This is a genomic window from Pseudofrankia inefficax (genome assembly GCF_000166135.1).
Classification (GTDB): Bacteria; Actinomycetota; Actinomycetes; order Frankiales; family Frankiaceae; genus Pseudofrankia; species Pseudofrankia inefficax.
In genome coordinates this window covers 904,228-917,248 of record NC_014666.1, presented here as the reverse complement: position 1 = coordinate 917,248, position 13,021 = coordinate 904,228, and the positions used below count along the sequence as shown (strand labels likewise).

Annotated in this window: 12 protein-coding genes; 3 read left to right on the top strand and 9 right to left on the bottom strand. The window is 73.9% G+C overall.

Annotated elements, in window-relative coordinates; translation table 11 throughout:
• Positions 1-93: 93 nt before the first annotated feature.
• From FRAEUI1C_RS03660 to FRAEUI1C_RS03650, 3 genes are all read right to left on the bottom strand, one after another.
• Positions 94-741 carry a DUF6758 family protein gene (locus FRAEUI1C_RS03660; protein ID WP_013421930.1) on the bottom strand — a complete coding sequence of 216 codons (648 nt, stop codon included), beginning with the start codon at positions 739-741 and terminating at the stop codon, positions 94-96.
• Between the two features lie 154 nt (positions 742-895).
• Positions 896-1,402 carry a MaoC family dehydratase gene (locus tag FRAEUI1C_RS03655; protein ID WP_013421929.1) on the bottom strand — a complete coding sequence of 169 codons (507 nt, stop codon included), beginning with the start codon at positions 1,400-1,402 and terminating at the stop codon, positions 896-898.
• Between the two features lie 261 nt (positions 1,403-1,663).
• Complete coding sequence (locus FRAEUI1C_RS03650; RefSeq protein ID WP_013421928.1) at positions 1,664-2,872, bottom strand: Mrp/NBP35 family ATP-binding protein; 1,209 nt, start codon at positions 2,870-2,872, stop codon at positions 1,664-1,666.
• Between the two features lie 479 nt (positions 2,873-3,351).
• Here FRAEUI1C_RS03650 and FRAEUI1C_RS03645 point away from each other — a divergent pair, with 479 nt between their 5' ends.
• Positions 3,352-3,954, top strand: coding sequence for a MarR family winged helix-turn-helix transcriptional regulator (locus tag FRAEUI1C_RS03645; RefSeq protein WP_013421927.1), 603 nt, complete (start codon positions 3,352-3,354; stop codon positions 3,952-3,954).
• A gap of 26 nt (positions 3,955-3,980) precedes the next feature.
• Here FRAEUI1C_RS03645 and tatB read toward each other — a convergent pair whose 3' ends face one another.
• The 4 genes from tatB to sigE form a co-directional block, all read right to left on the bottom strand.
• Entirely contained in the window at positions 3,981-4,442 is a 462-nt protein-coding gene (gene tatB / locus FRAEUI1C_RS03640) for a Sec-independent protein translocase protein TatB (RefSeq protein ID WP_013421926.1), read from the bottom strand.
• A gap of 135 nt (positions 4,443-4,577) precedes the next feature.
• Positions 4,578-6,962: a S1C family serine protease gene (locus tag FRAEUI1C_RS40725; protein WP_013421925.1), complete on the bottom strand. Its 2,385-nt coding sequence runs from the start codon at positions 6,960-6,962 to the stop codon at positions 4,578-4,580.
• 220 nt (positions 6,963-7,182) lie between these two features.
• On the bottom strand, positions 7,183-7,860 hold the full coding sequence (locus FRAEUI1C_RS03625; RefSeq protein WP_013421924.1) for an anti-sigma factor family protein: 678 nt from the start codon (positions 7,858-7,860) through the stop codon (positions 7,183-7,185).
• The gene (gene sigE, locus FRAEUI1C_RS03620) at positions 7,857-8,636 is read right to left on the bottom strand and encodes an RNA polymerase sigma factor SigE (protein WP_232425471.1); all 780 of its coding nucleotides are present in this window, start codon (positions 8,634-8,636) and stop codon (positions 7,857-7,859) included. The genes FRAEUI1C_RS03625 and sigE overlap by 4 nt, the downstream gene beginning before the upstream one ends.
• 211 nt (positions 8,637-8,847) lie before the next feature.
• Here sigE and FRAEUI1C_RS03615 point away from each other — a divergent pair, with 211 nt between their 5' ends.
• Together FRAEUI1C_RS03615 and FRAEUI1C_RS35900 are read left to right on the top strand one after the other, a co-directional pair.
• A complete protein-coding gene (locus FRAEUI1C_RS03615; protein WP_013421922.1) occupies positions 8,848-9,510 on the top strand; it encodes an O-methyltransferase in 663 nt (220 codons plus the stop codon).
• A gap of 212 nt (positions 9,511-9,722) precedes the next feature.
• Positions 9,723-10,340 carry a hypothetical protein gene (locus FRAEUI1C_RS35900; protein WP_013421921.1) on the top strand — a complete coding sequence of 206 codons (618 nt, stop codon included), beginning with the start codon at positions 9,723-9,725 and terminating at the stop codon, positions 10,338-10,340.
• A gap of 101 nt (positions 10,341-10,441) precedes the next feature.
• On the opposite strand, the gene FRAEUI1C_RS03600 is transcribed toward FRAEUI1C_RS35900, so the two are convergent.
• Together FRAEUI1C_RS03600 and FRAEUI1C_RS03595 are read right to left on the bottom strand one after the other, a co-directional pair.
• The gene (locus FRAEUI1C_RS03600) at positions 10,442-10,909 is read right to left on the bottom strand and encodes a hypothetical protein (protein WP_013421920.1); all 468 of its coding nucleotides are present in this window, start codon (positions 10,907-10,909) and stop codon (positions 10,442-10,444) included.
• Positions 10,910-11,122: 213 nt separating this feature from the next.
• The gene (locus tag FRAEUI1C_RS03595; RefSeq protein ID WP_013421919.1) at positions 11,123-12,871 is read right to left on the bottom strand and encodes a leucyl aminopeptidase family protein; all 1,749 of its coding nucleotides are present in this window, start codon (positions 12,869-12,871) and stop codon (positions 11,123-11,125) included.
• Between the last annotated feature and the right edge of the window lie 150 nt (positions 12,872-13,021).

The following is a 13,021-nucleotide window of genomic DNA, read 5'->3' as shown; positions in this document are numbered from 1 at the left end:
GTTCGCCTCGGGCGGCGCCCGGGTGTGCCAGAGCCTACGAGCAGACGGGGCCGGACGAGAACGCCCTATGGGCGCGCGGCCCGTCCGGAGGGCTCAGGCCGCGGAGGAGGCCATTCTCGTCCCCAGCCGATCGGTGGGCGCGCCGAACGTCAGGCGGTCGGTCAGCGTCTGTTGGTCACCCAGGTCCGCCAGCACGAGGTGCTCCAGCAGCAGCAGCGCGGCGTCCGCGGGCCAGAGCAGCACCCACAGCCAGACGCCGCCGGCCTCGCCGACGAAGGCGGCCCGGTCCGGCGGTGACCGCACCGGCCACAGCGCGGTCGGATGCCCGGCCGCCTCGACCTTCGCCTCCGGCAGTGTGTCGAGCTGGTTGGGGTCGGGCCCGGCGATCCCGGCGAACCGGGCGCCGAGGCCGGTGCCCGGCGACTCGGCCACCAGCAGCATGTCGGCGGGGCCGCCGACCGGCGACGGCCCGGCCGTGGCCAGGGCGGTCGCCCGGGCACCGGTCCGGTCGTCTCCGGCCCAGCCGACGCCGCCGACGTACCAGTGCACCGGCATCGGCGTCGGCACCCAGACGGGCACGGCGGCCGAGCCGGCGAGCTGGCGCAGAGCCTCCTCCGGTGCCGTCGTCGCCTCACGCCAGGGAGCCACGGCGGCGTGCACGTCGCACCGCCACTGGTCGCTCCGCACGTCAGGCGGCCTTAGCTGGCCGAGGCAGCGGGGACAGGCGGGTGCGCTTGTCACCTGGCTCCTCCCGAATTTCTCCTCAAGTATCCCGGGACCACCTACAGTGGGTTACGTCCCGCACTCAAGGTGTTGCCACCGCTCAGCCTCGACAAACCGGCGAGCACGGTTTGGGACCGCGCTATTCGGGAGGACGGTTCGGGAGCCGGGAGGCTCAGGCCTCGGCCGGGACCGGACGGCCCGGCTGCTCGCCGCCGCGCGCCTCGCCGTAGGACCGCTTCGGGACCATCACCTTGCGCCGGTAGACGCAGACGACGACGCCGTCCTGGTTGTAGCCCCGGGTCTCGACGGTGACGATGCCCCGGTCGTCCTTGCTCTTCGACTCGACCTTGTCCAGGACGGTGGACTCGCCGTAGATCGTGTCGCCGTGGAAGACCGGCTTGACGTGACGCAGCGACTCGACCTCGAGGTTCGCGATCGCCTTGCCGGAGACATCGGCCACCGACATGCCCAGCAGCAGCGAGTAGACGTAGTTGCCGACGACGACGTTCCGCTTGAACTGGGTCGTCTCCTCGGCGTAATGCGCGTCGAGGTGCAGCGGGTGGTGGTTCATCGTGAGCAGGCAGAACAGATGGTCGTCGTACTCCGTGACCGTCTTGCCTGGCCAGTGCTTGTAGACGGCACCGACCTCGAACTCCTCGTAGTACCGGCCGAACTGCATGCGCCCTCCCCTGACCAGACGTTCCGGGACGAGCCGGCCGGGCCACGGGCCACCGACCGTTCGTAAGGGGGGAGCGTAGGCGGCGGCGCGGGCCACGCGCAGGCGTTCGCGGGCAACATCACTACCGCGCGACTCTCGAACTGTCACGTATCGGCCCCGACCCGGCGCAACCTCGCCGGACAGCGGGCAGCCACACGCGCAAGGGCCGTCGGCACGAGGCGCTACCCCGTGCCGACGGCCCTTCGGACCCGGCGAGCCGTCCTAGTGCGCGTGGGGCGGCGTCGCGGCCAGCCCCCGGGACGGCGACAGGTTGAGCGACCGGCCGGCAAGCCCACGGGAGCGGTGGCCGAGCCGGTCGGCCACCGTCCGCAGCTGCTTGCTGGCCTCGCAGTCCGGGTCGGACACGACCAGCGGCACGCCGGCGTCGCCGCCCTCGCGCAGCCGCACGTCCAGCGGGATCTGCGCCAGCAGCGGGACGTCGTGGCCGAGCACCGTGGTCAGCCGCTCGGCCACCGCGGCGCCGCCGCCGGCCCCGAACAGGTCGATCCGCTCGTCACAGTGCGGGCAGGGCAGGTAGGCCATGTTCTCGAGGACGCCGACCACGTTCTGTCGGGTCTGCGCGGCGATCGTGCCGGCCCGCTCGGCGACCTCCGTGGCCGCGACCTGCGGGGTCGTGACGACCAGCAGCTCCGACGACGGGACCAGCTGCGCCAGGGAGATGGCGATGTCGCCCGTGCCGGGCGGCAGGTCGAGCAGCAGGACGTCGAGATCGCCCCAGAACACGTCGGAGAGGAACTGCTCCAGCGCGCGGTGCAGCATCGGCCCGCGCCAGGTCACCGGGGCGTTGCCTCGGGTGAACATCCCCGTGGAGATCACCTTCACGCCGTGCGCCTGCGGCGGCATGATCATCTTGTCGACCTGCGTCGGGCCCCGGTCGATGCCGAACATCCGGGGCACCGAGTGGCCGTAGATGTCCGCGTCCAGGACGCCGACCTTCAGGCCCGACTGGGCCATCGCGACGGCCACGTTGACGGTGACCGACGACTTGCCGACGCCGCCCTTGCCGCTGGCCACGCCGTAGACCCGCGTGAGCGAACCGGGCTGCGCGAACGGGATCACCCGCGTCGGGGTGCCGCCGCGCAGCTTCTCGTGCAGGCCCGACCGCTGCGCGTCGCTCATCACGGACAGCACGACGCGGACGTCGGTGACCCCCGCGACACCGCGGACGGCGCGGTCGACCCGGTTGGTGATCTCGTCCCGCATCGGGCAGCCGGACACCGTGAGCAGAACCACGACGTCGACCGACCCGTCACCACGGACCTGGATGGCCTCGACCATGTCCAGCTCGGTGATCGGCTTGCCGATCTCGGGGTCGAGCACGGTGGCCAGCGCCGCCTGAACGGCTTCCTGGGTTGGCTGTGCCGAACCAGGAAGGACCCCGGCGTCGGATGAGGAAGTGGGAGCTGACAACGAAACCTCGGCCGTCTGGCTGCCGCCGGCCGGCGGTAGCGGCGGTTGTCGATCGAACTGGAGACCCGATCGAACGGACATCAGGACGCTGCCGGGTGGTGGTGCCCGGGAGTAGTGCCGGGCGGCACGCCGACGACGGCGTCTCGGAACTCCACCATAGCCCGCCGTGGCGGCCACGCGGGCCGCCGTCGAGACCGTGGCCGCGCCGGCCGCCCTACCGGGCAGCGGTTCTCGCGTCGGGCGGTGCGACGGGGCCCGGACTGTGACGCCGCCCGCCCGCGTCGGCCGGCATGCCCGGCCACGCCGGACGTACCCTGATCGAGTGTGCCTGCTCGGGTCGATGACGATGCCCCCGCGCGCGGCCCAGCGCCGCCGCCGGTCCGTCACGCCCGCGCTCGCACCGGTCACCACACCTCGGGCAGCCTGGCCCGGCGCCCCGAGGTCGAGCCTCGCGCGGCCAGAAGGTTCGAGCTAGCCCCATGCTCACCCAGCCAACGTCCTTGTCCGAGGCCAACGCCACGGCCGTCGAGGACGAGTCCGCCCAGAACGAGTCAGCCACCGACGAGGCCGGCGTGACGGAGGTCGCGAGCGACCGGGTCGACGCCAGGGGGATGCGTGCCTGGCGGAATCTGTTGCGCGCGCACGCCCAGGTCACCAGGGTGCTCGAGGCCGAGCTGGAGGAGGCGCACGGCCTGCCGCTCGCGTCCTATGACGTCCTGGTCCAGCTGGCCGAGACCCCGGACGGCGCGCTGCGGATGAGCGAGCTCGCCGACGCGGTGCTGCTGTCGCGCAGCGGGCTGACGAGGCTGGTCGACCGGCTCGTCAAGGAGGGCCTGGTCGAGCGCCGGTCCTGCCCGTCCGACCTGCGCGGCACGCTGGCCGTGCTGACACCCGCCGGGCTGGCCAGGCTGCGCGACGCGTCCGGGACCCACCTGCGCGGGGTCGCGCGCAACGTGCTGTCGCACTACTCCCCGGCCGAGCTTGAGCTGCTCGGCGACCTGCTGGGCCGGCTGGCCACCGGCGACGAGGCGGGCGGCTGCGGCGAGACCGCCGGCGCCGCGGGCTGCGGCCAGACCGCGTAGCGGCGCCGCTCGCCCAGCTATTCGACTCAGGTCGCGTCGGTGTCCCAGGGGGTGTCGGCGGGCTCCGGCTGGGCCGCGGGCGAGCTCGGGCTCGCCTTCGTGGTGGCCTTGGCGCCGTTGTTCTTCGACAGCGACGTGGCGCCGCCGGGGCTCCGGTCCTTCGTCAGGAGCGGGCCCGACGGGGTGTCGTCACCGAAAAGATCGAGCTTGCCGTGCTTGTCGAGGATCGACGGGAAGAGCTCGTCGTCGTCCTCCAGCAGCGCCTTGCGGACGAACGTCTTCGGGTGCAGGTCCCGGATGTCCAGATCGGCGTACTCCGGGCCCAGCTCCGCCCGCAGGTCGTTGGTCACCCCGGTCGCCATCTGCCGGAGCTGTCGAATCAGCCTGCCGGCATCGCGCGCCACCCTGGGAAGCTTGTCCGGACCGAAGACGAACAGTCCGATCACCAGCAGGACAGCGATTTCACCCCATCCAAGCCCGTTGAACACCGGCCGAGCGTACCTCCGCCACCCTCGCCCGCGAAGCGCCCGAACATGACGCTCTGGTAAGGGTCTCGATTCATTTCCAGGTCCGGCCCCGGGCAGCCGTCTGCGCGGAACGGTGCCGGCGAACCCGCGAGGGGCTCAGGACTGCTGCTCGGCCAAGGTCACCTGCGTGGTGGCGGAGTGGCCGGCCCGGACATAGCTGACGCTCAGCCGGTCGCCGACGTGGTGCAGCCGGGCCGTCTCCAGCAGCTGGTCCGCGGTCGTGACCGTCTTGCCGTCGATCTTCGTCACCACGTCGCCCACCCGCAGGCCCGCCGACGCGGCCGGGCCGCCCTGGTCGAGATCGCGGATCAGCGCGCCCGGCACCCGGCCGCTGCTGGCCGCGGCCGCCGCCGTGACGGTGTCGGCCGACACGCCGAGGTACGGATGGGTCGCGTGCCCCGTCTGGATGATCTCCTGGGCAATCGAGCGGGCGTAGTCGATCGGGATCGCGAAGCCCACGCCGATGCTGCCGGTCTGCCCGTCCGCGCCGCCGGGAGCACCTGGAACCGCGCCGATCGCGGTGTTGATGCCGATCACCTGGCCGAGCGCGTCCAGCAGCGGGCCGCCCGAGCTGCCCGGGTTGATCGCCGCGTCGGTCTGGATCGCGCCGGCGAGAACCGTCGTCGCCCCGCCGGCCACCGGCTCCGTCGGGCTGCGGTCCAGCGCGCTCACGATGCCGGTGGTGACCGTGCCGGACAGGCCGAGCGGGGCGCCGATCGCGATCACCGGGTCGCCGACCCGCAGCGGCGCCGACTGGCCGAGCGTCGCCGCCGGCAGCGAGGCGCCAGAATCGATCTTGATCACGGCGAGATCGGTCTTCGGATCCTGGCCGACGAGGTGCGCAGGCAGTTGGGTGACGTCCTGGTAGCGGCTGATGACGATCTTGTCGCCGCCGGTCGCGGAGGCGATGACGTGCGCGTTGGTGAGGATGTAGCCGTCCGACCGGATGATGACGCCGGCGCCGGTGCTGCCGTCGTGGCCCTGTACCTCGACGGTGACGACCGACGGCAGCGCCTTCGAGGCCACGTCGGCGACCGACCCCGCGCCGGTCACGGGCACGGTCGCGCTGACGATCATTCCGGCGCCACCGGAGCCGGCATCGTGGGGCGCGAGCCAGGCGGCGAACCCGCCACCCACCAGGCCGCCCAGCACCCCGGCGACGAGCGCGGCCGTGGCGAGCGCCCGCCCGCTGAACCGTCGCCGGCGTCCGTCGTTCGCGGCGGCGGGCTGCGCCTCGTCCCGATCGGCCGGCTCGACCCGCTCGACCCGCGTACCGACAGCCGGGACGCCGCGGGACGGCCGTCCCACCGCGGCCTGTTCGGACGGCGGCCGCCGGTGCTGGTGCTGGTGTGCAGGCCGCTCGGTTGTGGGGCGCTCGGTTGTGGAGCGGTCGGTTGTGGGGCGCTCGGTAGGCGGCGCGACCGGCGGCCGAGGTGTCTGCGCCCGCGCCGCCGGCTGGTCCCGACCAGCCGAACCGCCGCCCGCCACCGCGGGCGTCCACGGCGTCGTCTCCCCCGGCTGAGGAGAGATCGGCTGGACCCGCGCTCTCGACGTGGCGGCACCGGGCTCGGGGCTCCTGGGCGGCGCGGGCTTCGCCGCGGACGGCGAGCGCGCGTCGGTCACCTGACCAGCCGAGTCCCGCACGGCCGGCTCGGCCTTCGTATCCGCCGACCGCCCAGCCTTCGCGGGCGGCCCGGCTTTCACGGACGACCCAGCCTTCGTGGGGGACGAGGCCTGCGCGGCCGGTCCCGCCTGGGCCGTCGCCCCTGGCTGGCGGGACGAGCCGGCCTGGGCCGCCGTCCCAGCCGGAGTCGTCGCCCCGGCCGGCGCCGCCGGCGCCGGCTGCCCGGTCGCCGCGGCCTGCTCGGTCGCCGCAGGGTCCTGGTCATCTGGCGCCGGCTCCGCGGGCGTCTGGCGATACCAGGGCGGCCGCTGCGGCCGTGGCGGGCGCCCCGACGGCTCGTTGTCAGTCGGTTGATCCGCCGCCGCCTCGTCGGGGTCGTCCCGCTCGGTGGGCTGCGCCACCGTCGGTACACCTCGCGCCGCGGGAGCCTCGGGCTCCACCGGGGCAGGCGTGGCGTCCGCCTCCAGCCGGCGGGGACGTGCCGGCGCCGCGGGTTTGGGGACCTCGGGCCTGGGACCTTCGGGCTTACCGGTCCGCGGCCCGCGATTCTCGGGTGTGGCCGGCTCGACGGCGGCGGCCGGCTTCGCGCCAAGGCCGAGCGGGTCGGCCGGGTCGAGCTCGGGCTCTCCTGGCCCCGGCGAACCGGTCGTGGCCGGGCCGGACGTCAGGGCGGGGCTGGGCGTCCGGGCCACGGGGCGAGCGCCGGATCCCCGGGAGCCAAGCGGGTCGGGCCGGCCGGAGAGGTCCGCCGCCCGTACCGCCCCCGCGAGCGCCTGGGCACGTTGCGCCGCGACCCGGCCCAGCGCGTTCGGCGCGGCGGCATCGCTGCCCACAGGCTCGCCGTCGGTCACGCCCACGCGCCCTCCGATCACGCCCACGCCGCTCGGAGAACTCCCGATCCCCTGGGCCGGCCCGCCCAGGACGGTGTGTGCGAAATACACGGTAAGGCCTGTTCGTGAACTCCCCCACAGCGCCTGGACAGCCGACCCACATCGGGAGGCCGACTGGCCGGGTGTAGGGCACACCGTGACAAAACCGCGCCCCGAGCGTCATCTCCCGGTAACGCCGGGCCGGGTCTCAGCGCCGCAGCGCGTAGGAGACGGGCGTGATCTGCGGCGTCGCCCGACCGCCGTTGGCCACCGGTAGCTGGCTGGCTGGGGCGGACGGCCGAACGTTCGACGGGCTGCCGCCGGCCACGCTCGCGTGGTCCGACGCGGCGGCACCGGTCACTGTGAGCACCATGAGCGCCGCCGAGCTGATCAGTGTCCTGCGGACCCGGGACCGCCGAGCCGGCCGGACCAGGCCGCCAACGAGCGGCGGCATCCGCCCCGGGCGCACGAGCCCACCGGCGGGCGCCGTCCGGTCGCCCCGTCCTGGCGGGCCGACCAGTACCAGGCGCTGACGCGGCGACGGCCCGAACGCGACGGCGTGTGCCGGGCCCGCCACAGGCACCCGCGGCTGCGTCAAAACGGCGGCACGCCTACCCGCGACCAACGCGAGATCGTCGGGACCGCGGCCTTCGGCCGGCCCCGCGCCGGGTAGGCCGACGCCCAGCCCGCGCAGCCGATCGGCCAGCTGGTCCGGCAGGGCCGGATCCCAGAGACCGGCAAGCCGCTGCTTCATCCTGCGGTACTCGGCCACCTGTAGCCGGCAGGTCGGGCAGTGCGCCAGATGGGCCAGCGCCCTGTCCCGATCGTCGTGCCGCAGTTGGCCGTCCACGAGCGGGCAGAGCCGCTCGCCGAGGTGTCCCGTCACGCCCGGCTCTCCGCGCCGACCTCGACGCCGGCGTTGACCGCGGCGCGCCGCCGGCGGCCTCGGGGTCGCGTTCCCCCTTCCCGGCTGGTGGGCACCGGGGACGGGTCGGGCGTCGAGTCGGCCGGGGCCAGCAGCGCCACCGGGTCCGGCAGTTGGGCCGGCACGGCCGCGATGGCCTCCTCGTCGAGGTCGACGGCCCGCGACTCACGTGGGGCACGGTCCGCGAGCGCCGCCCGCAGCATGGCCCGGCCGCGCGAGATCCGGCTGCGCACGGTGCCGAGCTTGACGCCCAGCGTCTGCGCGATCTCCTCGTAGGACAGCTGCTCGATGTCGCACAGCACCACGGCGGCCCGGAAGTCCGGCGGCAGGGCGGCGAGGGCCGCCTCGATGTCCGCGTCCAGATGCGCCTCGGCGTAGACGGCCTCCGGGCTCGCCTCACGACCGGCCAGCCGCTCGGTGTCCTCCGGCAGCGCGTCGAACCGGATCTTCTGCTGCCGGCGCATCCGGTCCAGGAAGAGGTTCGTGGTGATCCGGTGCAGCCAGCCCTCGAAGGTGCCGGGCGTGTAGTCGGCGAGCGAGCGGAAGACCCGGACGAAGACGTCCTGCGTCAGGTCCTCCGCGTCGTGCGCGTTGCCGGTGAGCCGGTAGGCCAGCCGGTAGACCCGGTTGCCGTGCTCGCGCACGACGTCATCCCAGGACGGCGGCACCCAGGCCGTCGCCTCCTGCGCCGACGCGACCGTGGGCTGGGCCGCCTGGGTGGACGACGTGGCGTCCAGTCCAGTCACGGTGGCCTCTCGATCGGTCCGGGACGATGACCGTACTCGACGGGCCGGCCACGGCGCGGCAATTCCCGCTGCGGACACGAGTGCTTCTCCCCTCGTCCAGCTAGAACGACACGTTGGCGGCGCTGGGCCTGACTCGACACGACATCTGTTGACGGGAGCAACGCGCCTTCGTACGGCGCCGTTCCCGTAGGCTGCGCTTGTCATGCCGGACACCGACATCGGCGCACAAGATCGAGCCGCCGCCTTCGCCGAGGGCTTCCTGTTGGAAGACCCGATTCTTCGTGCTGCCCGCGCCCGCGCCGAGGAGGTCGGGATTCTCCCGATCAGCCCCGGAGCCGGTGCGGTGCTGCGATTCCTCGCCGCGTCCGTGGGCGCGCGTGCCGTCGTCGAGATCGGTACCGGGACGGGCGTCTCGGGTACCTGGCTGCTGCGGGGCATGCGGCCGGACGGCACGCTGACCACGATCGACGTCGAGGCCGAGCATCTGCGCCTGGCCCGGCGCACCTACGCGGACGCCGGGATGGCGCCCAACCGGAGCCGGCTGATCACCGGCCGCGGGCTGGACGTGCTTCCCCGCCTCACCGACGGGGCCTATGACCTGGTGTTCTGTGACGCCGACCGGCGCGAGGGCACCGAGTACCTCATCCAGGCGCTGCGGCTGCTGCGCCCGGGTGGCGTGGTGGCGTTCGCCGGCATCCTGATCGACGGCCTGGCCGCCGACCCCGCGGTGCGCAACCCGGAGATCATGGCCATCCGCGAGCTGGCGACCGCTGTGCGCGACGATGCCCGTCTGACGCCGATGTTGCTGAACTCCGGCGACGGACTGTTGGTTGCCGCCGTCGCGAAGTCCTATCCGGTCGGATAGCTTGCCCGGGCGGGCCGGCGGTGGTGCGGTCATGCGTTCACCTCACCCCCGGCGCCTTACGGTCACCTGAAGCGCGGGTAAGGCTGTCGGATTTCCGACATACGATCCGAATGACCCGTTCGCCGCGGGCCGCCCGGCCGAGAAGGCACCTCTCACAGCCGGACCGGCGGCCTGGTCACCGGACAGTACGCGGCAATTCCAAGGGGACGAGCATGTCTGGCAGCCGGCGGTCGGAGCGCGACCGGGGCAGCGGGAACGCCTCCATGGCGGTCTTTCTTGTCGTCGTCGCCGTCGTCGCCTGCCTCGCCGGTTACGGCGTCCGCAAGGTCACGTTGAGCGATGGCGGCTCGGGCACCTCGACGCCCACGACCGCCAGCACCGCGACCGCGACCCCCACGGCCCCCAGCGCCCTGACCGGCCTCACCGCGGAGGTCGTCGCGATCAAGCTGGCTGGCACCGGGCTGCCGCTGAGGACTGTGCGGGTGTACACGGCCGGCAGCGACCCGAACCAGCTGTTCGGCAAGCCCGGCGGCTACACCAGCAAAATCGAGTTCGCCGACGCGCGGACCGGCGTCAACCTGAACGGAGTCACCAGCCAGGACCCGGTCGAGATCGGCGGCAGCATCGAGGTGTTCGCCGACGCGACCAGCGCCGACGCCCGCCTCCAGCAGTTGCGCCAGATCAGCGCAGCGGGCGGGCAGCTGACCCAGGAGGTCGACTTCCGACAGGACGGCGTGGTCCTGCGACTCTCCAGATACCTGACCCAGGCCCAGGCGCAGGCCTACGAGACGGCGCTCACCTCTCTCGCCACCCCGCCGCCCGCCGCCTGACCGCGGCCCCGGTCGGGTCGGTCGGCGTCGGCCGTCGGGTCAGCCGTCGCGGTTGTGGATCGCGGCTTGCCACGACCACGGGGCCTGGCTCGCGGCCTGCGCTAATGGTCGTCGTGCGGCGACCGGGAACGGTGGAAGATCCCCGCCCTCTCGGCGTGTAGCCGCGGCGGCTGGTACTCGGGCTCGGCCGGCTCAGTCCCGGACCCCGCCGCTGGTCGCGGCAGGGCGGCGACGCGCTTGCGGGCCCAGCGCAGGCTGTCGTGATCGGTGATGACCTGCCGCCAACCGGCGAGGGCCTCCTCGACCGCCGGCAGGTCCGCGACGGCCAGGATCTCCACCCTCAGCTCGTCGATCCCGGCCTGATGCACGTTGTAGTGATCGAATACGGGCGCGAGCAGCCCACCGCCGGGATGCGGCTCACGGACCGCGTACAGCTCCCTGGTCCGCGCGACCCAGCTCAGCCGGAAGGTCGACGCCGCGTCGGTGTGGTCGGTCCAGCCGGCGCCGAAGGAGACCTCCTCGGACTCCTGACGCTGTGGGTCGGCCGCGTAGAAGTCACGGATGTTCACGAACCAGGCGTTCCCACCCGGGCCGCCGCCGAACCAGGCAGGTCGACCCGGCTGGCGGGCCGACGGGCCCGGCCCTGTCGGGACGTTCGGGGGCCCTGGTCAGGACCCGGAGACTTAGGTCAGGACCCGGAGACTTAGATCAGGACCCGGAGACTTAGGTCAGGACCCGGAGACTTAGGTCAGGACCCGGAGGCCTATTCGGGACCCGGAGGCCTACTCGGCCAGCGTGGGGTCGGCGGTCAGCCAGCGCAGCAGTGTGCGCACACCCCAGCCCGTGCCGCCGCGGGTGATCTCGGCGTCGTCGGCATCCGACCGGGCGGTGCCGGCGATGTCCAGGTGGGCCCACGGCAGGCCGGCGGTGAACTCACGCAGGAAGAGCGCGGCCGCGATCGACCCGCCACCGACGTTGAGGGCCGAGCCCATGTTGGCCAGATCGGCGACCGTCGACTCGAGCGCCGGGCGGTACTCCTCGACCAGCGGCAGCCGCCAGACCCGCTCGCCGGCCAGCTCCGCCGCGGCCGTCAGCTCGCCGGCCAGCGCGTCGTCGCTCGCGAACAGCCCGGCCGTCCGCCGGCCGAGCGCGATCGAGACCGCTCCGGTCAGGGTCGCGAGGTCGACGAGCACCTCGGCGCCGAGCGCTCCGGCGGCGTAGGCGAGCCCGTCGGCGAGCACCAGCCGGCCCTCCGCGTCGGTGTTGAGCACCTCGACGGTCGTCCCGCCCCAGCAGCTGATGACGTCGCCCGGCCGCACGGCCGCGCCGCCGATCATGTTCTCGGCGATGCAGAGCAGGCCGGTGACCTTGCCGGGCGCGCCCAGCTCCGGCAGCGCGGCCATGGTCGCGAGCACGGCCGCCGCGCCGGACATGTCGGTCTTCATGCTGGTCATCGACCCGGGAGGCTTGAGGGAGAGACCACCGGAGTCGAAGGTGATCCCCTTGCCGACGAGCACCCGGTGCCGGGCGGCCGGGCCGTCCTCGGCCGGTGGGCCCTGGTAGCGCAGCTCGACCAGATACGGCGGCCGGGACGAGCCACCACCGACGTGGGTCAGCCCGCCGAACCCGCCGGCGGCGAGCTCCGTGGCGTCCAGCAGGGCCGCGTCGAGCCCGGCGGCGCGGGCCGCCGCCATCGCCCGTCGCGCGAGCCACTCCGGGGACTTGACCAGACTGGGGGTGTTGATCAGGTCTCGGGCGGTCAACACGGCGCGCGCGAGCACCGACGCCCGGCGGACCGCCTCGGTGGCCTCGGCCAGCTCGGTCGACGTCAGCGCACCCGAGTACCAGACGATGACCTCGTCGAGGCCCGGGCCGCCCGCTGCCGCCGGCGCGCTCTCGGCCGCGGCCGGCGGGAGCTCGTCGGTCTCGCCAGCGGGCTCGGCCGCGCCGTCGGCGTCGCGTTCGGCACCCGTCAGGTCGGTCGTGCCGGCCGAGAGGTCACCCGCCTCGACGTCCGCCGCGCCGCGCTCGGCACCGTCCGTGTGGTCGCCGTCGGCGTCCAGGTCATCCGTCGCGATGGGCTCGCCCGGGCCCTTGGGCTGCTTGTAGGCGGCCAGTGCCAGACCCTCGGTGAGCGCGGCGAGTTGCGCCGGCTCCGGGTCGGCGACCAGGGCCACCACCCGGTCGCCACTGCCGGCCCTGCGGGCGAGGGCCGCTCCGGCGGTCCGCCACTCCCCGAGGCCGCCGCCGCCCGCGCCGACCAGCAGCAGCCGGGTCGGCGCCTCGGCTCGGGCCAGCGGGACCACCAGCACCGAGCCGGCATCACCACCGACGTTGTGCGCGGTCAGCAGCGTGTCGAGATCGAGGCCGAGGTCGGCGCAGGCTCCGGCGGCCGCGGGGCTGACGATGCCCACGGTGGTACCGGCCGGCGAGGCGCCGTTCTGGTCGCCCACCGCCGGGCCGCCGGCCGCGGCGATAGTCCCGTCGGCCGTGTCGGCCTGGGCAGACGACAGGACGACCACTGCGAGCACGGACGATTCCGGCGCGGCCGGCCCGCCGGGCCGTAGGGTGACGACCGGGACGCGCCCACTCCCTGACTCCGTACGGATGGAGATAGCCACACCTTCCCAGACCCAGAGCGAGGCAGCGGGCGACCGAGGAGCACGACGACGTGCCCACCC